This is a genomic window from Chryseobacterium sp. JM1 (assembly GCF_000737715.1).
In the GTDB taxonomy this organism is placed as follows: domain Bacteria; phylum Bacteroidota; class Bacteroidia; order Flavobacteriales; family Weeksellaceae; genus Chryseobacterium.
Genome location: NZ_JPRN01000004.1, coordinates 17,264 through 36,090, shown reverse-complemented (window position 1 = coordinate 36,090; position 18,827 = coordinate 17,264). Strand labels below are relative to the sequence as shown.

The 18,827-nt window shown below is 38.3% G+C and carries 15 protein-coding genes and 1 tRNA gene; 11 read left to right on the top strand and 5 right to left on the bottom strand.

The window, feature by feature from the left end; genetic code table 11:
- A complete protein-coding gene (locus tag IW22_RS08625; protein ID WP_034725726.1) occupies window positions 1-456 on the bottom strand; it encodes a hypothetical protein in 456 nt (151 codons plus the stop codon).
- 109 nt (window positions 457-565) lie between these two features.
- On the opposite strand from IW22_RS08625, the gene greA reads away from it, so the two are divergent.
- The 11 genes from greA to IW22_RS08570 all read left to right on the top strand — a co-directional run bounded on the left by greA (window position 566) and on the right by IW22_RS08570 (window position 12,564).
- Window positions 566-1,036, top strand: coding sequence for a transcription elongation factor GreA (greA, locus tag IW22_RS08620; RefSeq protein WP_034725724.1), 471 nt, complete (start codon window positions 566-568; stop codon window positions 1,034-1,036).
- A 56-nt stretch (window positions 1,037-1,092) separates the two neighbouring features.
- A complete protein-coding gene (locus IW22_RS08615; protein WP_034725722.1) occupies window positions 1,093-1,479 on the top strand; it encodes an HIT family protein in 387 nt (128 codons plus the stop codon).
- A 58-nt stretch (window positions 1,480-1,537) separates the two neighbouring features.
- Window positions 1,538-2,725, top strand: coding sequence for an ATP-dependent Clp protease ATP-binding subunit ClpX (clpX, locus tag IW22_RS08610; protein ID WP_034725720.1), 1,188 nt, complete (start codon window positions 1,538-1,540; stop codon window positions 2,723-2,725).
- Between the two features lie 75 nt (window positions 2,726-2,800).
- Window positions 2,801-4,732 (top strand): T9SS type A sorting domain-containing protein, encoded by a 1,932-nt coding sequence (locus tag IW22_RS08605; RefSeq protein ID WP_034725719.1) that lies wholly within the window; start codon window positions 2,801-2,803, stop codon window positions 4,730-4,732.
- 5 nt (window positions 4,733-4,737) lie between these two features.
- Window positions 4,738-4,959 carry a hypothetical protein gene (locus IW22_RS08600; RefSeq protein ID WP_034725718.1) on the top strand — a complete coding sequence of 74 codons (222 nt, stop codon included), beginning with the start codon at window positions 4,738-4,740 and terminating at the stop codon, window positions 4,957-4,959.
- Between the two features lie 61 nt (window positions 4,960-5,020).
- Window positions 5,021-6,313, top strand: coding sequence for a peroxiredoxin family protein (locus IW22_RS08595; protein ID WP_034725717.1), 1,293 nt, complete (start codon window positions 5,021-5,023; stop codon window positions 6,311-6,313).
- A 44-nt stretch (window positions 6,314-6,357) separates the two neighbouring features.
- Window positions 6,358-6,431, top strand: a tRNA-Met gene (locus IW22_RS08590).
- Between the two features lie 338 nt (window positions 6,432-6,769).
- Complete coding sequence (locus IW22_RS08585) at window positions 6,770-8,287, top strand: tyrosinase family protein (RefSeq protein WP_034725716.1); 1,518 nt, start codon at window positions 6,770-6,772, stop codon at window positions 8,285-8,287.
- Window positions 8,284-9,051 carry a DUF2182 domain-containing protein gene (locus IW22_RS23615; protein ID WP_051891165.1) on the top strand — a complete coding sequence of 256 codons (768 nt, stop codon included), beginning with the start codon at window positions 8,284-8,286 and terminating at the stop codon, window positions 9,049-9,051. Before IW22_RS08585 ends, IW22_RS23615 begins: the two co-directional genes overlap by 4 nt.
- A gap of 403 nt (window positions 9,052-9,454) precedes the next feature.
- Entirely contained in the window at window positions 9,455-11,188 is a 1,734-nt protein-coding gene (locus IW22_RS08575) for a hypothetical protein (RefSeq protein WP_051891164.1), read from the top strand.
- Entirely contained in the window at window positions 11,185-12,564 is a 1,380-nt protein-coding gene (locus IW22_RS08570) for a hypothetical protein (RefSeq protein ID WP_131401711.1), read from the top strand. Before IW22_RS08575 ends, IW22_RS08570 begins: the two co-directional genes overlap by 4 nt.
- Before the next feature lie 99 nt (window positions 12,565-12,663).
- Here the strand turns inward: IW22_RS08570 and IW22_RS08565 are convergent, their stop codons facing one another.
- From IW22_RS08565 to IW22_RS08550, 4 genes are all read right to left on the bottom strand, one after another.
- A complete protein-coding gene (locus tag IW22_RS08565; protein ID WP_034725714.1) occupies window positions 12,664-13,962 on the bottom strand; it encodes an HlyD family secretion protein in 1,299 nt (432 codons plus the stop codon).
- Between the two features lie 44 nt (window positions 13,963-14,006).
- Window positions 14,007-16,199, bottom strand: coding sequence for a peptidase domain-containing ABC transporter (locus IW22_RS08560; RefSeq protein ID WP_034725713.1), 2,193 nt, complete (start codon window positions 16,197-16,199; stop codon window positions 14,007-14,009).
- A gap of 185 nt (window positions 16,200-16,384) precedes the next feature.
- On the bottom strand, window positions 16,385-16,579 hold the full coding sequence (locus IW22_RS08555) for a bacteriocin-like protein (protein ID WP_034725711.1): 195 nt from the start codon (window positions 16,577-16,579) through the stop codon (window positions 16,385-16,387).
- A gap of 102 nt (window positions 16,580-16,681) precedes the next feature.
- Window positions 16,682-18,190 (bottom strand): vitamin K epoxide reductase family protein, encoded by a 1,509-nt coding sequence (locus tag IW22_RS08550; protein WP_034725710.1) that lies wholly within the window; start codon window positions 18,188-18,190, stop codon window positions 16,682-16,684.
- Window positions 18,191-18,827: the final 637 nt, after the last annotated feature.

Below are 18,827 nucleotides of genomic sequence, written 5' to 3'. Positions count from 1 at the left end.
TTAGTAATAAATATTTAAATTTTTAGTCGCCGGGTCATAATTGTTAAGATAAGTTTTAGGCGGAAGGGAAGTGGGTGAACCGGACTGTGGTTCTCCTGTCCTCAAAATCCATCTGGTGTTGTCTTTAGGACAGAGAATACTAATATTATCCTTCACTTCAAGGGTGGTGTTGCTGTCAGGGCATAAATGCGGGGCATTCCTGTCATAGGCTTTAAAGTTGTCTCCCACACGCACTACGATCAGTCCTCTTGTTCCGGCCTGCTGTTCGTTTACATAAATCCAGCCTCCATCATAAGTGAGATCATAATAAGCAGGCAGGTTCAGATTTAAAGTTACATTGATAGGGTTGCTGGGAAAACAGCTTACGGTGTCTTCTCTGCTTCCGCATGAGTTTATGGTTAAAATACTGAAAATCAGTGTCGTTAAAATAGAAAGTATTGAAAAAGTTTTTTTCATTTCAATTTAAATTTTTATATATTTGTAAAAGTTAAACGATATAACACGTAATACATTGTCCGGCAAATGTCGGATTATTTTTTTATACCAAACCTAAATTTTGAAAATTATGGCAAGCTATGTAACAAAGGAGGGACAAGAGAAAATGAAAGCTGAGCTGGAACAGTTGGAAACTGTGGAAAGACCAAAAATTACCATGCAGATCGCAGAAGCAAGAGACAAAGGAGATTTGTCTGAAAATGCTGAATATGATGCGGCTAAAGAAGCTCAGGGTATGCTTGAAATGAGAATTTCCAAGCTGAAAGATATTATTGCATCTTCCAAGATCATAGATGAAAGTCAACTAGATACTTCAAAAGTTTCCATCCTTACTACGGTAAAACTTAAAAACAATGCTACCAATCAGGAGCAGGTGTTTACATTGGTGCCGGATAATGAAAGCGACCTTAAAACAGGAAGAATTTCTGTAAATACACCTATTGCAAAAGGATTGCTTGGAAAAGTAATCGGCGAAACAGCTGATATTACATTACCCAACGGAAACAAACTGTCTTTCGAAGTATTAGATATTTCCCTATAATCTAAGTACGATATCCTGAATCAAATTTCTAAAATCTAACCTCTAACTTCTACCTTATGAGCAGTATATTCACAAAAATCATTAATGGCGATATTCCCTCTTATACCATTGCCGAGGATGAGAACTTTATCGCATTCCTGGACGCAATGCCTTTGGTGAAAGGACATACATTGGTAGTTCCCAAGAAAGAAGTGGATTTGATTTTTGATCTGGACAGTGAAGAATATAAAAACCTTTGGGGATTTGCCCAGCAAGTCGCCAAAAAGATTAAAAATGCAGTGCCCTGCGTAAGAGTAGGTGTCGCTGTAGTAGGACTTGAAGTTCCCCATGCCCACATTCACCTCATTCCCTTAAACAGAGTGGAGGACATGAACTTCAAAAATGAAAGACTGAAACTAACAGACGAAGAATATAAAGAGATTCAAAACTCAATTATTTCTTAAAAGCATAAAATCGTAAAAAAGAAATTTTTTACGATTTTCTTTAACCTTATTATATAGTATGAATTCAAACCAATGTTCTTTCTGCGGCAGAAAAAGAAATGAAGTACAGATGCTTATTTCAGGGCAGAGCGGCTTTATTTGCGAAAACTGCATCGAACAGGCGCACGTTATAGTAAAAGACAGCGTTTCTAAAACGGAGACTTCTCCGGCAGAAAGTATAGACGAACTTAAAAAACCGAAAGAGATCAAAGAATTCCTTAACCAATATGTTATTGGACAGGATCAGGCAAAAAAGCAACTTTCGATCGCAGTATACAATCATTATAAAAGACTGCTTCACGCTCAGGATGAGAACAGGGAAGTAGAACTGGAAAAATCAAATATCATCATGATAGGCGAAACCGGTACAGGAAAAACTCTTCTGGCAAAAACCATTGCAAGAGAGCTTAACGTTCCTTTCTGTATCGTGGATGCTACTATTCTTACGGAAGCCGGTTATGTAGGAGAAGATGTGGAAAGTATCCTTTCAAGACTTCTGATGGTAGCCGATTATGATGTGGAAAAGGCAGAAAGAGGAATTGTATTTATTGATGAGATCGATAAAATTGCAAGAAAATCTGACAATCCAAGCATTACAAGAGATGTTTCCGGAGAAGGAGTGCAGCAGGGATTGCTGAAACTTCTTGAAGGGAGTATCGTCAATGTTCCGCCTCAGGGGGGAAGAAAGCACCCTGATCAGAAATACATCCAGGTGAATACTCAGAACATCCTGTTTATTGCCGGTGGAGCTTTTGACGGAATCAAAGATATCATTGAAAGAAGAATGAACAAGCAGGCCATTGGTTTCAGTTCTGAAAAAATAAATAATACGGACGAAGAAAAATATGTATTGACCAATATCAATGCTATTGACCTTCGTACTTTCGGATTAATTCCTGAACTTTTAGGTAGATTCCCGATCATTACCTACCTGGATAAACTGGATAAAGAGACCATGGTAAGAATCATGAAAGAACCCAAAAATTCGATCATCAATCAGTTTATAGAACTGTTCAAAATGGATGGCACGAATTTGGTATTTACAGACGGCGCTGTCGAAAAGATAGTAGAAGAAACTATTGAAAAAGGATTGGGAGCCAGAGGCTTAAGAGGAACAACTGAAAAAGTTCTGGAGGACTATATGTTTTCAATAGGAGAGGAGAAAGAAATCATATTAACGGAGGATAATATTTTTGTTAATAAATAAAATATTTTTTTTTCTTTAAAAAAAAATCTTACCTTTGCGGGTGAAGATTGTATTAACACACAAATAATTTATACAATGAGAAAAAGTTTATTTGCTATAGGTCTTTTAGCAATTAGTTACTCTGTTCAGGCGCAGGTACTATGTCACGTTGACACTAATGCTAATATGTATGTGAGCGAAGGCACCCTTGTTTACAGTGGTGGAGGTGTACAGACACGGGGTAATGGCCTCCTGGATGTGCACGGAAACGTCATGGTTGTAGGTACAGCCGGAGACGCTTTTAAAACAATAGACGCTGGCGGTGGAGATAAAACCGATGGCGGAAATATTATTTTAAGGCTTAACACTCCAGGAAATACAGACGACGCATCTACTTACGGACAGTTATATGTTGATGGTTTAAACCAGGCACAGATCACTGGAATCGTAAGTAAAGAATTCAGAACCAAGAAACACGGTAATGGAGATTTTTATCAGCAGGTAGCAATGCCTTTCTCCGGTAAAGTCTTGAACTCATTATCCACTGAGCTTGGTAAAACATTTGGAACAGTAAGAAGAAGTAAGAACGAAATCTTAAAATGGAACAACACAGGTGCTGTTGCAGATTTTATAGATTTAACCGTTCCTACAGCTGATGCTACCGGATATTATATGTTGGGATCAGCCAATAATAATTTGGACACAAGCAGCGCTCTTCGTACCGTTAATGGTCGTCCTTATACTTCACTGGCCAGTAATGTGTCTCTTCAAAATGGAGGGAATGTTACTTTAGGTACAGGAGGAAATGGCCTTAACGGGTATAATGAAAGATACAACACCTATCTTCAGGATCAGTTCGAAGTATCAGTTACACCATGGGCGAATACTTACGGTAAGAACATTTATCAGTTCGGAAATCCTTTCTTAACCAATCTTGATTTATCAAAAATAGGATATATTGAAAACGGAGGAACTACTGATAATAACAACATTCCTAACCTTTGGGGAGTAAGATACGATCCGGGAACTGTTGCTGTAGGAGCTCAAGGAAACGCATACAGTACTGGAGCATTGATTCAGACTTATGATGCTTCAGGAGTTCCTGTTGGAGATATTGGGATGATCATCAAGCCAATGCAGACTTTCGTACTGAAATTAAGAACTTCTGTTCCACAGACGTTAAACTTCAACACCCTTAGAAGATTTAACCAAACTGTAAGAGCTGCAGGTACTGATTACAGTGTTACGGCTGCCAAAAATGCTTCAAAAAGCATTGATGGTACTGTAAAACAGCTTGGAGTAATTGGTTTAGATGCTAACGGTAATGAATTGGCAAGAACATATTATGTAGTTTCACCTAATGCTACTACAGGTCACCAGACCTCTATAGCCACTACGGTTCAGGCTACGGCTACATCTGAAAACATGATCGGTACATTTGAAGAAGCTTTAAATGGAGGTTATGATTCAAATTATACAGCACAGTATTGGCTATATATCAATGAAGCCAATGAAAATAACTTTAAAGGAAAAAATGTTAAACTTGTAAATTATAAAACTGATAAAGTTAAATCTTACAAGTTCGAAATAAGAGAAAACGGAGAGTTGGTTCCAGCAGGAACACACTTGCTGTCTGCTGGTATCGGCTTCTACTATAAAGCATCCAACGGTACTGTACAGCAGGCAACACAGGGAGGTATTGCACCTAACGCTGTTGCATCTTATGATTTATATTATGGTGATCCAAATAATGTGGTATTAGGTACGAAAGATCCTATTAGTGTTCCTTCAAGAACAATGGTAGTATATAATCCAGAAATTACCAACTACATTGTTAGATTTGATCCAAACTGGAAAAAAGCAGATATTGAAGTTTATGATATGAGCGGAAAACTGGTTATCTCTAAAAAGGCAGTCGATGCATCTAGGGATTTTGTAATTGAGCTTAACGGCGCTGTTAAAAATTCTTATGTTGTAAAAATTGTTTCTGATAAAGGAGAAACCGTTAACACTAAAATCTTAAAATAAATATTATGAAAACTATTAATAAACTAGTACTTGCTCTTTTCTTATTCGGAACATTTCTGGTCAAGGCCGATGATGAAGTTCCACCAGTTCCTGGAGGAGGTGGTACCGGAGGGGTAGGACCGGGAGCTGCAGCATCACCTATTGACATGTATGTTTATCTGCTGTCTGTAGTTGCCATTGCACTTATTATATTCTATACAAAGAAATTAAAAAGCGTAAAAGCCTAAAATTTTATTAAAATAACATTAAACTCTCTGATTAATCGGAGAGTTTTTTTATTTTTACTCTATGAAAAAGATATATATATTATCTGCAGTATTGGCTGCATTTTCTCTGCAGGCCCAGTTTACGGTTACAGTCCAGGCTCCTGCCGAATTTAAAGATCAGGATGCCATTCTATATACATTAAACGGCTCAAAAGATATCATCGTTACCAAAGAACAGAATAAGAATAATACATGGACCTTTAAGTATCCCAATCATTATATGGGAATGATGAAAGTGTATTTTCCTACTTCAAATAACGCGGTAAGCTTTGTTTCGGAGAATAAAAATATAAGTATTAAAATAGATGTTCAGAATAATAAAATCAAAGATGTAGCTTATCTTGATGAAGTGAATGATTTGATGAGCAAACAGCAGGAAGGTTCCCAGAAAAAGGAACTGATTCTGCCGGCATTGGCTCAGATCAAAGAATACTATAAAGATAATACAGAGTTCGGAAAAGCTCTTAAAACAGAAATAGACAGACTTTCCGGAACCAGCACTGGCGTTGATGCTGCGAAGCATCCTTTTATCTCTTATTATAATACCAATTACGCTAAATTCCTGTCTAACTCAGCAGATCCCGCAAAAAAGGTAACTCAGGACGATATTGTTAACTTCCTGGATAAGTCTAATGATATGCTTGAGTCTTCATCACTTTTAAGACCTGTTTTGGTATCATATCTTAACTCAGGAGGAAATACGAATGTCGGAGCTTCAGTTGATACACTTTTAGACCGTTTAAAGGTAGAAACTCCAAGAGGGCAGACTGTTTTATCTGAGCTTATCGACATTTTTGATGCCTATGATATGGAAGAGTTTAAAACCAAGTATCTGACCCTTGCGAAAAACCTTAAATGCACCATTACTGACAGACTTGCCACTACTTTAAAATCCAATGCGAATGTGGAAATGGGAGCTGCATTTCCTAATGTGAAATTCCAGTCAGCCACGAACACCTCTGCAAAGTCACTGTATGACGTAAAAGCGGATAAGAAAGTGATCATTTTCTGGTCTTCTACCTGTTCTCACTGTGAAAGTGAGTTGCCACAGCTTTTAGCAAAATACAATGACTTAAAAGCGAAAAATATTCAGGTTGTAGGACTGTCTTTAGACACGGATAAGAATTCCTATACTCAGAAGATCGCTGCATTTCCATGGATCAATGACTCTGAATTAAGAGGATGGAACAGTACCTACGTAGATACGTACAATGTTCATGCAACTCCAACGTATTTTATTTTAGATGCTAACAATAAGATAATCAATAAACCAGACCACGTAGGTGATGTTTTGGAATATTTTAAGTTAAAATAATTTTGGTGGTAAACAAATATTTTCTATATTTGCACCACCAAAACGGCGAGGTAGCTCAGTTGGTTAGAGCGCAGGATTCATAACCCTGAGGTCACGGGTTCAATTCCCGTCTTCGCTACAATAAGAGGGAAAGTAATAGATTTACTTTCCCTTTTTTATTTTAATGATTCATTGTTACTTATTTTAAAAAGATGAATTAAAAATTCCTTACGATAAGTTTTACGTGACTTATCTATTCTTTTTTTCATACACTATCCATCCTTAAGTTTCTAATTGACTATTTATACTCCGGCAGAATCGGCTTATTAAATTTCACTAATATGGGATAAATTACGTATAAATACGTAATCCTTTTTCATGTCGTGTGCCTAGATTTGTGGTTAACATAAAATCTGCCTGTAAAGAGCAGAATTTTTGATAAAAAATTGATAACCAGAAAAACTAAAAACTAATTCTATGGCAAAGTTTACAAGAAAAAATGCTTGGGAGTATAACGGTACTTTTGACAACCCGGATCTTTTGTGGTATGCAAAAGCAGTAGGGGTGATGCAGTCCCGGGCTTTAAATGACGAAAACAGCTGGTGGTTTTTTGCAGCCATGCATGGTGAGCAAATGGGTGGAAGTACATTTCCTAACTGGAATGTTATTCCGGGACCTCCAAGTATCCCGACAAGTCCACTTCCGAGCACAGATATAATGAATAAATATTGGAATCAGTGCCAGCACCAGAGTTGGTATTTTGCCCCATGGCACCGTGGTTATCTTATTGCATTGGAAGAACAGATCCGTCAGGCGGTAATCAGCTTAGGAGGTCCGGCAGACTGGGCACTTCCATACTGGAATTATCTGGGATCAGGTGACCAGTACAAAATACCTCCGGCATTTACACAAGAAACTCTTCCGGACGGACAAACTCCGAATCCTTTATATGTAACCGCAAGATACGGTCCTAAAAGTGATGGAAACGTTTATGTGGTGATTCCGCCGCTTTCAGAAGCTTGTCAGGGAAATACCATTTATACAGGAAGCAATTCTGCAACTTCAAAGCCAGGGTATGGCGGACCGGAAACCAAATTTTCACACGACGGAGCTACCAGTGGTAACCTTGAGAGTAATCCACATAATCTCGTGCATGTACAGGTAGGAGGAAATGACGGAATAATGTCTGATCCTGATTCTGCAGGACTTGATCCTATTTTCTATCTTCACCACTGTAATATCGACAGAATGTGGGCTGCATGGAATGTAAAGAACAGCAATCCCATTAATCCACTGTGGTTAGGAGGACCGGCACTTTACGGCGAAAGAGAATTCATCATGCCTTTACCCGATAATAAAGCTTGGGTCTATACTCCGGCAGAAATGACCAGCTTAGCTAAGCTTGATTATACCTATGATGATCTTGAACCAACAACGGCTCCATTAGTAGAGAAAACGTTATCACAAAGATTGACTAAATTAGGAGCACAATCTGTAGAAACAGAAAATTTACAAGAACAAGATATGGACTTAGGAGACAACTCAGAACTTGTAGGTGCCAATGCCGGACAGGTTCAGATAGACGGATCAGGAGCGAAAACTACCGTTACATTAGAAAGCAGTTCCTGGAAGAATGTACCCAACAGTCTGATGAAAGCCTCTGTATCCAATTTACCGGATCAGGTCTATCTTCAGCTGGAAAATGTGAAAGGAACGAGAGATGCAAATATTCTGAACGTTTCTGTGAACCATCAGCTGGCCGGACATGTTTCTCTTTTCGGGTTGCGTAATGCTTCCGACAAAGACGGGCACAATGGTGGGACAGGACTTACCTTTATCCTTAATATTACAGACATTATCGACAACCTGTTTATCAATAATCAGCTCGATATTAATTCTCTGGATGTAACCATCCTGCCGGATAATGTGATTCCTTCTGATGAAAAAATTACGGTAGGTCGCGTAAGCATCTACCGTGAAGAGCAGAAACTATGAAAACCTCGAAAAGGATCCGTTATTCAATAAGTATAACGATTCTGGTGGTAAGTGCTTTCTTTTGGATAATTCTGCTGTTTAATCCCGGTGGTATTATGACGGTAAAGCATTGTCATGTTACCCTTGAGGGACCATCCAAAGCTTCACTTCAGATGATGCTTCAGATGAATCCGGTCTCTGATCTGATGATTGGCTGGACCCTGATGGTATTGGCGATGATGCTCCCTAAACTGATTACGCCGGTTCAGTATATTTATGATCGAAGTTTCAAAAGCCGCAGGTTTTGGTCTGCATTACTTTTCATATTGGGATATACAGCAGTATGGATCGTTATGGGCTTTTTTATGAATGCGATCATTGTAGGGCTGAATCTGCTGTTACCGAATTCTTACATTCCTGCATTGGGTGTTGGAATCATTGCAGTAATATGGCAGTTTTCTCCGATCAAGCAAAAATGTCTGAACCGTGGACATGATCACGTTGCACTTGCTGCGTTCGGTTCCGAAGCAGATCGTGATGCATTTATGTTTGGAATTATGCACGGAATCTGGTGTGTGGGAGCAGGATGGGCACTAATGCTTTTCCCGATGTTGTTGCATTCCGGACATAATCTGGCGATGATTGTCGTTACGTTCATCATGATCAGCGAACATATGGAACATCCGAGATCTCCGGGATGGCATTTCAGCTTTCGTTTGAAGCTGCTCCGTGTTATGATTGCACAGACCAGACTTAATATAAAAAATGTATTAAAATTCAACTGAATACTTTTGTTTTCTACTATATTCTACTTCACCGGACTTATGTAAAATAAGGGTGAGAAAACCGCACTGAGGAGTGCGGTTTTTTTGTGACTTGATACTAATTTCCCATTCTTGGGATTTTTAAGGTTGTTATTCCTTCCGTATTAAAAGGGTTCTAGCAATAGGTATAAACTTTGAAAAATAAATTTGCGTAGAAATACGTAAAGAATTTCAAAGAGGAATTTCTAGCTTTGAGTATCATAATTTACTTTTCACGTGAGCATCAGTAGAAATTATTTTCTGGTGGTGCTTTTTTTGAAATAGGAGGTTCACTGCACTTTCGGTGCTGATGTATGGGAGAATGAACATTCTTACCGCAGTTACTTCAAATTCTTAAAACTACATACCATTAAAAATTAAAACCATGAAAAAATTTGACACCCCGGCCTATCAGGCTGACAAAGATTTTAAAGACCAGCCAGATCTGAGAAATCAGATCGAAAATGCCTGGAGCAATTACGTAAAATACTGTACCATTAATTCACAGATGGGAAATCCATGGTCGAGCAGTTATGATCATCCCAGAAGCTGGTACTATAATCCTCTTGTAACACCTGTTACTCCTAATAAAAATAATACAGTCCCAATCCAGTGGGGTGCTTTCCCGAACAGAATCAATCATTATTTTACCAGTCAGTTTACTAAGGATTTTCCTAATGAAGTCCAGGACAAGCTGCATGAACTTGCTGATATCGGACCGAATGCATTCACTGAAAAATATGGTACAAAACTGGTGGTTCCTAAAAATCCATGTGATCCGACTAATACGGATACAAAAGCATTCGGCCCTTCCGGTCCCAGAGGCTGGCAGGATGAATACTGTGAATGGAGCGTGACCAGAGATACCAACGGAGATATTATCGCTGTAAATTTCACCCACGAAAATCCGGAATATTGGTTCCATATGTGGAAAGTTTCTCAGGATATGGTGGTTTCGCTTTATCAAGAAATTCTTAATAACCCCAATGTACAGAAGGAAGATCTCTATCTTTTGGATGAAAATGGGAATCCTGTTATAGTAAGAGAAACAGGTCTGCCTGCCTATAATCCGATTAATAAATGGAACAACGGCTCTTCGGCTACAGCAGAAGGAGGAGGAGCGGTACATCTTACCAGTCCGCCCAATTCTTTAGGTGCAGAGATCTATCTTGGAGCAGCAGCTACTATTCTAAGAGTAGTTGGAGGAAAAGTGATTACTGATGCGAATACACTGATTTGTGCTGCACAGTACGGGCAGATCTACAGAAACAGTGATCCCCGTATCGGACAGAATGTAAATGCCCTGGTGTATAATAAAAAGCTGAAAATATCATTGACCAACCCAATAGCACTGTATGGTCAGATGCCGGATTTTACTCAGTTTGCCATGCCGGATTCAGCGGAAGGGTATACTATTGAAGACTGTTATAAAATTATCAGAGGAACGGCTACCAATCCAGGGACTGATTTTTATCCTTTTAATATGGTTCTTCATTCAAGATTTGAGGTTCCGGCCGGAGCTCAATTTAAACTAAGTGATATTAAAGTACAGGGCCAGCCTTTAAAATGGGGCTCACAGATTGCGGATGTTTTTAAAGTACAGCTTGCAGGAACAGGAATTCCGGGAGGAAGTGACAAGCCTCAGGAATACCCACCGGTAGGAGATCCGGATGTTACCCTGCCAAGTGTACAGTATCTTCTGGATAATAATCTGCTTCAGGCGAGTCTTTACAACAAACTGAATACGTTTTCTAATTTAACCTCATGCATTACCCAGATTGAAGCAGGAACCACTACAAGCGGAATTGCTGTGCTGGCCAGTGATGCCAACAGGGAAACAGGTTTTGATTTTGGTCCTGGAATCAGTGTGTCTGTGACCGATTATCAGGATCTTGGAAATGATAACCAGCTGTTCATGATCGATATTACCGTTCATGCTGCCGTCTCGTTGGGAGAAAAACCGCTTGCGCTGTACAATAATACTTCAGATCCAAAATATACAATTTCAGGAGTTCTTGAAGTCGTGGCACCGGGTTCACTTCCAAAACTGAACATTACGCCAAACCAGACCTTACTTTCTGATCAGCAAATCAAACAGGTTCAAAAAATACTGAAATGAGAACACTATTATTTTCCTTTTTTCTATTGAGTTTAATTTCAATTTCATGTGAATCCGGAAAAAAGGACAAAAAATTAAACTCCAGAGTTGGCTTTTCTCAAAAGATGGCAGACTTCGACTGTGGTGCCTTTTGTGATCCTCCATCGGTAACGTATCAGCTGCCGGCAGATTCCAGCTGTGTGAACAGTTCTCAGAATGTAATGAACTGTTTTGCCTGGAAAAACTTTCTTGCATTGAACTGGTTGGCTTCAGACCAAAGGGGAGTTCCTGATACTACTGCGGTTGCCGCTGATTACGGGATGCCCGGAGACTACAAACCTACGGTATGGGAAAGCTACCTGAGTATTGATGATGTATTTGCTGCCAAACCACCAGCACAATGGAATCTTAGAAGCAAAAACGGGTATATGAAGTACATCAATGAAATCAATAAGTTTACGGATATCAATGCAAGTCTTCCGAAACCTAAGCTGAGAGCAATGCTGGGAGGAAATGTAGACGAGATCATGCAGGCTAAAGGAGCGTGGCTGACCGATCAAAGCGGAAACATCGTTTGGTACGAAATCCGGATGAATACTGTTGAAAGTGATTTTGTGCGTGATAATAAACTTTATAATTATGGAAGCTTAAGTGCCTTTGCTGCCCAAAATCAAGGGGTTTGGTTTCCGATGGAATCTATTGAGATCAAAGCGGCATGGCGGATCATTCCGGAAGATCAGCTGGAATCGCTGAAGAATTTTTATAAAATATCCATGGCGATGGTTCCGGAGATCAAAGGTTTTGATAAGAATAATAAGCCGATCTATGGGAAATATTCACAGAAATATTTAGGATTGGTGGGTCTTCATATCATCAGAAAAACCAATCAGTCTCCCCAATTTACCTGGATGACTTTTGAGCACGTGAACAATGCGCCAACAGATGGAAAGATTGATCCTTCCGTAAAGTATTGTTTTTATGACCCTAAAAGCACGGACAAACCTAACCAGTCTCCGGTTCCAGGAAAAGACAGTTTAAACAAACCCGTTCAGGTGGTTCGTATTGCAGACAATGCCATTACTCCTGAAATACAGCAGCTGAATAAGCAGATCCAGGATATGATTAAGGCCAGTAATCCTAAATCTGTGTGGCAATACTATCAACTGGTGAATGTGCAGTGGCCGGAAAATCCGGTGAAGGATAAAGACAACAATAAAAAGGCTCCTTTGATGACCGGTGGGATTACCCCGAAAAATATAGCCAATGTCACAATGGAGACTTATATCCAAGAGAAACAGTGTATGGACTGTCATAAAAATGCATCGGTTGGAGATCAGAAATATCCTACGGATTACAGTTTTATATTTTTAAAGGTTAAACCTAAACTGGAAAAATAAAAAAGTAACCTGGAGTAGGTCTAAATTCGTACTCATTCATAAAAACAAAACCGCAGTCTTCGTAAGCTGCGGTTTTGTTATGTATATTTTAAAGGAATATTAAGTTTGGTACCCCAATAATTCTCTGATCTGGTAGAAGAATCTTTCGATAAGCCTAAGATCTTTGGTTACGATTTCTGCATTTCCTCTAAGTTCTTTGTCAAAAGTAAGCTTTTTGTTATAGCTGGTGTTCAATCCTTTTGGAAGGGTGATATCTACATAATAGTTTCCTTTGTCATCGGGGATAAGAGAAATGTTCTGCACTTTTCCTTCCACAATACCATATTCCTGGAAACGGTAATTGTCAAGTTTGATCAATACCTTCTGGCCTGTCATAATCTTTCCTGAATTAACGGTAGGTACAGACATTCTTCCCACCAGTTTTTCTTTATTGGTAGGAAGGATGGAAACAATAGGTTCTGACATTTTTACAAACTGATTTTCTCCGAAAAACTGCTGAAAACTGGCCATACCATCTATAGAAGAAATCACAAGATAATTCTGCTCCCACTGTTTTAAAGATTTACGAAGCTGTTCAAAAAGCTGTAAAGACTGAGAAGAATAAGTGATCTTGTCTTTTTCTGTATTAATGGCTGTTCCGCTTTTGGTTTTATTCAGATTGGAAATTCCTTCATCCATTTGAGAAATGGAAATATTAAGGTTTTCAAGATTCTGCTGAGCCTGAAGGAATTTTATTTTTTCATTTTCAAGTTCTACGGAAGCAATGACACCCTGGTTGAAAAGTTCCTGAGATCTCTGGTAGCTCTTTTTTGATAATTCATATTTCGCCATTTCCAGACTTTTCTGCTGTTTTAAAGTAGCAATTCTTACCCTGTATTCTGAGATACTCTGATTCGCGGCTATATTTTCCGGCGCATAAGGCTGAAGTCTTGTGAAAAGTTCCTCATCCTGAAAGGCTTTTGCAAAACTGTTGTAATCTCCCTGCAGTTCACCAAGCTTGAATCTTGAGGTTATTGCGATCGGGAAACTCTGCAGCTGCTGGGGAGAAATAGAATCCACCAGTTTTTTCAGTTCTAAAATATCCTTATAATTGGCAGTGGACTGCATCACCATTAATACCTCGTTTTTCTTTACCTGCTGATGATCTTTGATAAAAATCTTTTCAATTTTCGCGTTCATTCTGGCTTCTATTTTCTCAGGAGGATTTTGTGATGTCACTATAACCGGGGCAGCAACAAATTCCGGGTACTTAATGATGTAGCTCATCACAAGGATAAGCAGGAGTATAATTAATATCACGCTGTTTCCCCAACGTATCATCCAATGAGGAGGCTGGGTGAGAATGTCCTGAACACTCTCGGAGCGGAGTTCAATATTGTCTAAAATATCTTCTTTCATGTTTTATAAAATAAAGTTTCCCTTATGTTTTTATGGGGAGTCAATTAATTTCCTAGTTCCAGTTGGTTTTTTACAAGTCTGTAGTATTCACCTTTTAAAGCGACCAGTTCGGCATGATTACCTTCCTCTACTACCTGACCTCTGTCCAGAACGATGATTTTGTCGGCATGTTTTACGGTTGAAAGTCTGTGTGCAATCACGATAGCGGTTTTGCCTTTAAAGAACTGTTCAAGGTTTTCCATGATCACTTTTTCATTATTGGCATCCAAAGCAGAAGTAGCTTCATCGAAAAAGATAAATTCAGGAGATTTGTAAACGGCTCTGGCAATGAAAAGCCTTTGCTTTTGACCACCACTCACACCTACACCTTCATTTCCGATCTTTGTATTATAGCTTAACGGAAGACTTTCAATGAAATCTTTGATGTTGGCAATTTCTACGGCACGCCGTAATTTCTGTTTGTCTACGTGGTCTTCTCCTACTGCGATATTATTGGCTATGGTATCATTGAATACATATCCTTCCTGCATCACTACGCCACAATGATCTCTCCAGAATCTCGGGGAAATACTTTTCAGCTGGGTGCTTCCCAGTCTGATATCTCCAGCCGTAGGTTCGTAAAATTTCATCAGAAGTTTTAAAAGCGTGGTTTTTCCACTTCCGCTGGCTCCAACAATAGCTGTTGTTTTCTGATAAGGTATGGTAAGACTCAGATCTTCAAATACAGGAACATCTGACCCGATATACCTGAATGATATATTACTGACTTCAATGTCTTTCTTAGGAATTTCTCCTGCATACTGCTCATTTTTGTCTTCTTCGTCTTCTTTATCGTGAATCTCGCCCAATCTTTCAAGGGAAATTTTAGCGTCCTGAGTCTGTTTGATAAAATCGATAAGCTGTAACAGTGGACTGTTCAACTGTCCGATGATATACTGTACCGAAAGCATCATCCCTAAAGTAAGACTCCCTTCCAATACAAGTTTGGCTGAAAGGAAACTGACCAGAATATCTTTCATCTGGTTGATGAAATTTCCTCCTACCGACTGCCATTGTTCCAGAGATAGAGATTTGATTCTGATTTTAAATAATTTAACCTGAAGGAATTCCCAGTCCCAACGTTTCTGCTTCTCAGCATTATACATTTTGATCTCCTGCATCCCGTTGATCAATTCGATCACTTTACTCTGTTCTTGTGAAACCTGAGAGAATCTTTTATAATCCAGTTCCTTTCTTTTACTAAGGAAAAAGCTGATCCATCCGATATACAGGGCTGCACCTACCAGATAAACGACAAACAGTCTGTAATCATAAAACAGAAGGACTATACTGAAGATAATAAGGTTCACCAAAGAGAAAAGGGTATTTAACGAAGAACTCGTCAGTAGCTGCTCAATTCTGTGGTGGTCATTGATCCTCTGCATGATGTCTCCGGTCATTCTCGTATCAAAAAAGCTTATCGGAAGTCTCATCAGTTTGATAAAGAAATCTGAGATAATCGAAATATTGATCCTTGCGGAAAGGTGGAGAAGAATCCAGCTTCGGATGACTTCAATACCCATTCTTCCCAGAAATAGCATGATCTGGGCAAGAAGAACCACATAAATAAAGTTGAGATCCTGATTCTGTATCCCGACGTCTACAATACTCTGCGTAAGGAAAGGAAAAATAAGCGAAAGTAAACTTCCCGCCAAAAGGCCTACTGCAAGCTGTATGACAAGAGATTTGTACTTAAGCAGGTATTTGGATAAGAAAGAAAAACTGGCCTTGCTTTCGTCTGAATCAAACTCGGTCTGAAAAAATGAAGGTGTAGTTTCAAGAATAAGGGCAATTCCTTCTTCCGTATTTTCATTGGCATTTTCCCCAATCCATAATTTGATGAATTCATCACGGGAATAAGTGATCAGCCCATAACTGGGATCTGAAATATAGACTTTGTTATTTTTATCAATTTTGTAGACAACAACGAAGTGGTTCTTGTTCCAGTGTACGATGCAGGGGAAGGGGACTTCTTCTGCAAGGGTATTAAAATCGATCTGAACTCCGAGAGAACGGAATCCTAAATTTTCTGATGCATCACTAAGGCCTAAAAGGCTGCTTCCTTCACGGGTAGTTTCAGAAAGGGTACGGATCTGCTGCAGGGAAATACTTTTGCCGTAATATTTACTTACAATTCTAAGGCAGGTAGGGCCGCAGTCTTTGGCATCCGGCTGTTTGTAAAAGGGAAATTTCTTCAAAATTGATATTCATTATAAAATGCCGCCAAAATATGACGACATTTTTACTTATTCAAATTAATATTCAAATTTATATCGTTCATTTATATCATGCACCATTATTGTATACATCGATACAAATTAAAGGATCATTAATAGCTGGGAAAAGATAATACTTCCCCTGGTTTTTTTTTAACGAATTCCTATTAACCTTGTGGTGTGAAATCAATCATGGTAGGCGGTGTGCAATAATAAGTGTTCGGGCCGGCTCCTGCAATAGGTCTGCATACTCCGTTGGCACAACACTGGTCACCACCACACTCTCCATTATCAGGACATCTTCTGAATCCTCCTTTTATAGACTTTAAATTTTCTCTTGAGATTTTCTTTAAGTTTTTCATAGTGTTATTTAGTTTTGCTGTTTTCCTACTCTATCAAAGCTTTTCGGATGCTGCTTATATTTTTTCCTAAGATAGTGAATTTTTTAATTCGTGAAGATTTTCTTAGTGCAAGTCCTCGTCTTCCATCAATTCATCAACGAAAAACCAGATATCATCACGGTCATATTTGTCCGGGAACTGATGTCCGTTCAGAATGAAAATAGGGGTGAAGTTCAATCCTGCTGCGCTGTTATCTTTTGTCATTTCAATAAATGGCGTAAGATCTTCTTCTGCAGCTGATCCGGAAAGAGCAACAATCTTGTTTTCATCTCTTGTTTCAAACCATTCTTCCACGGCGTTAAGGAAATCCTTCTGAGGTTTGTGGTGGTAGATATAGTTAAAAGCTGAAAGCAATTTCGTATACTTCTCATCAGCTCTTTCCTGTGAATAATTGAAACGGATCTGTACAGAAATATCCTCAGGATACTTTTCAAGAAGACCTTCCATGATTTTATGACCGTCTTTACAGAATCCACAGTAGGGGTTGGATACAATAGAAAGACGGAGTTTGGCATCTTTGCTTCCTAATGAAAAAGTCTCGGTATCCTGGAACTCTACTTTTTCATTTTCTAAAAGCTGGCTTTTAAAAAGTTCATAATTTCTCTTAAATCTAAGGTTCTTGGCATTGGACTTCTGAAGAGTTTCTTTCTGGGAAAGAATATTGCTGAAATATAAAACCGCAGAAAAAACAAGAATCCATAAGATCGCTGTTAACAATAGCATTCCTATATTGAGTGATGTATTCTGAAAGAAGAAAATACTGAGCGCCAACTGTCCCACAAGGATAGAAATAATTAAAAGACAGACTCTGCAGAAAGCTTTTTCTACAAAGGCCTGTATATATAGAGAATATCCAATGGCAAGAATAGAAACGAAGGTAAATCCTTTTACAATATAAGCTGTTGCCGGCAGGAAAAGTCCCAATACGGCAAGTCCTACAAAATAGATCAGTGAAAAATCGGAGAACTTTAGGCCGAATATACTCGTTTTGTCCTGTTTGATAATTTTATCGCAGGAATTGGCCGTTTGTTTAGCGGAAGTATCTCCACAGATACTGCCGATCACGGTCGATGTATTTCCGAATTTTTGGTTGAAAATTTCAATGGAAATATAAACACCTGCCAGAGAAAGAATATTAAAAAGAGCTTCGTATACGTTTTGAGTGAAAAAAGAGTAAGCAATAATAATGGTGAAAACAACATATAAAAGAGGTGTAAAACTAAATGTCAGCTTGTTTTCCGCATTTTCGCTCTTTTCAAATAACAGAACGAAGTTTGTAGATTTCTGGTGAAGTTCCTCTTTATTCAGTGTTTTTGCTTTTTCGGAATAAACCGAATAACTGACTCCCGATTTCTTTACCAGAGAAAAGGAGTTATCTACGATCGCGATAAACTCTTCCGGTAGTTCATCCCAATATTCCTTATCAAGTTCATAAGCATCATTTTTTACTCCCATAAAGTTAAGCGTATCACTGAATGCAAGGGCAGATGGGTAGTTTGGATGTGAGTTGAACTGGAAAGAAAACTCCTGTTTATCGAGCTTTAGATAGTTAATTAGTTTATCGAAAATCATAGTAATATTTTTAACTAAAATACGCAGATGTTTTAAAAAAACAAATTTTTTTTCTTTTGTTAGTGATATACACTTGTTAAATGCTTGATTATGTGTAAATATTACTGAATTTTTTACATTGTTTAGTAGAATATGAAGGTAATTTCATAATCAAACCGGGTTGATTTATTCTCTGTAAGGTTGCTAGATAGTTCTGTAGAGAGAAGCAATAACTCAGAAAAAATGATAAAAGGGATATATTGAATGATTACCGTCAGTATTGAAACATTAAGTTCCGAACCTTACAGCCAATGCATGTCAAATTTTTAGCACCAAAGTAGATCGGAGTTTAATAAAGACGGGAAATGAAGATGGTTTTTGCTATTTTTTATGGTGAAAGATTTTAAAAATGTAAAAAATCATCCGGTCCCGGAAGATGGAAATATTCTGATCTTTTTTTTATTCATTTTTACCCACTTAAAGTAAATAACTCTAATTTTTACGATTGAAAAAATACCAAAAAATTCAAATATTTAATCTTTAAACAATTGTTTAGATTTATACGCTTTTCATAGTGAATTTTAAATTTAAATAATGATTTATTATTGAATTATTTGTTTTGGTAAAATTCTAATTTTCAGGAATGAACTCAAAAAAA

Excerpts from the sequence above, each read along its gene's own strand:
- IW22_RS08625 (WP_034725726.1), bottom strand. The coding sequence starts at position 456 with ATGAAAAAAACTTTTTCAATACTTTCTATTTTAACGACACTGATTTTC.
- greA (WP_034725724.1), top strand. The coding sequence starts at position 566 with ATGGCAAGCTATGTAACAAAGGAGGGACAAGAGAAAATGAAAGCTGAG.
- IW22_RS08615 (WP_034725722.1), top strand. The coding sequence starts at position 1,093 with ATGAGCAGTATATTCACAAAAATCATTAATGGCGATATTCCCTCTTAT.
- clpX (WP_034725720.1), top strand. The coding sequence starts at position 1,538 with ATGAATTCAAACCAATGTTCTTTCTGCGGCAGAAAAAGAAATGAAGTA.
- IW22_RS08605 (WP_034725719.1), top strand. The coding sequence starts at position 2,801 with ATGAGAAAAAGTTTATTTGCTATAGGTCTTTTAGCAATTAGTTACTCT.
- IW22_RS08600 (WP_034725718.1), top strand. The coding sequence starts at position 4,738 with ATGAAAACTATTAATAAACTAGTACTTGCTCTTTTCTTATTCGGAACA.
- IW22_RS08595 (WP_034725717.1), top strand. The coding sequence starts at position 5,021 with ATGAAAAAGATATATATATTATCTGCAGTATTGGCTGCATTTTCTCTG.
- IW22_RS08585 (WP_034725716.1), top strand. The coding sequence starts at position 6,770 with ATGGCAAAGTTTACAAGAAAAAATGCTTGGGAGTATAACGGTACTTTT.
- IW22_RS23615 (WP_051891165.1), top strand. The coding sequence starts at position 8,284 with ATGAAAACCTCGAAAAGGATCCGTTATTCAATAAGTATAACGATTCTG.
- IW22_RS08575 (WP_051891164.1), top strand. The coding sequence starts at position 9,455 with ATGAAAAAATTTGACACCCCGGCCTATCAGGCTGACAAAGATTTTAAA.
- IW22_RS08570 (WP_131401711.1), top strand. The coding sequence starts at position 11,185 with ATGAGAACACTATTATTTTCCTTTTTTCTATTGAGTTTAATTTCAATT.
- IW22_RS08565 (WP_034725714.1), bottom strand. The coding sequence starts at position 13,962 with ATGAAAGAAGATATTTTAGACAATATTGAACTCCGCTCCGAGAGTGTT.
- IW22_RS08555 (WP_034725711.1), bottom strand. The coding sequence starts at position 16,579 with ATGAAAAACTTAAAGAAAATCTCAAGAGAAAATTTAAAGTCTATAAAA.
- IW22_RS08550 (WP_034725710.1), bottom strand. The coding sequence starts at position 18,190 with ATGATTTTCGATAAACTAATTAACTATCTAAAGCTCGATAAACAGGAG.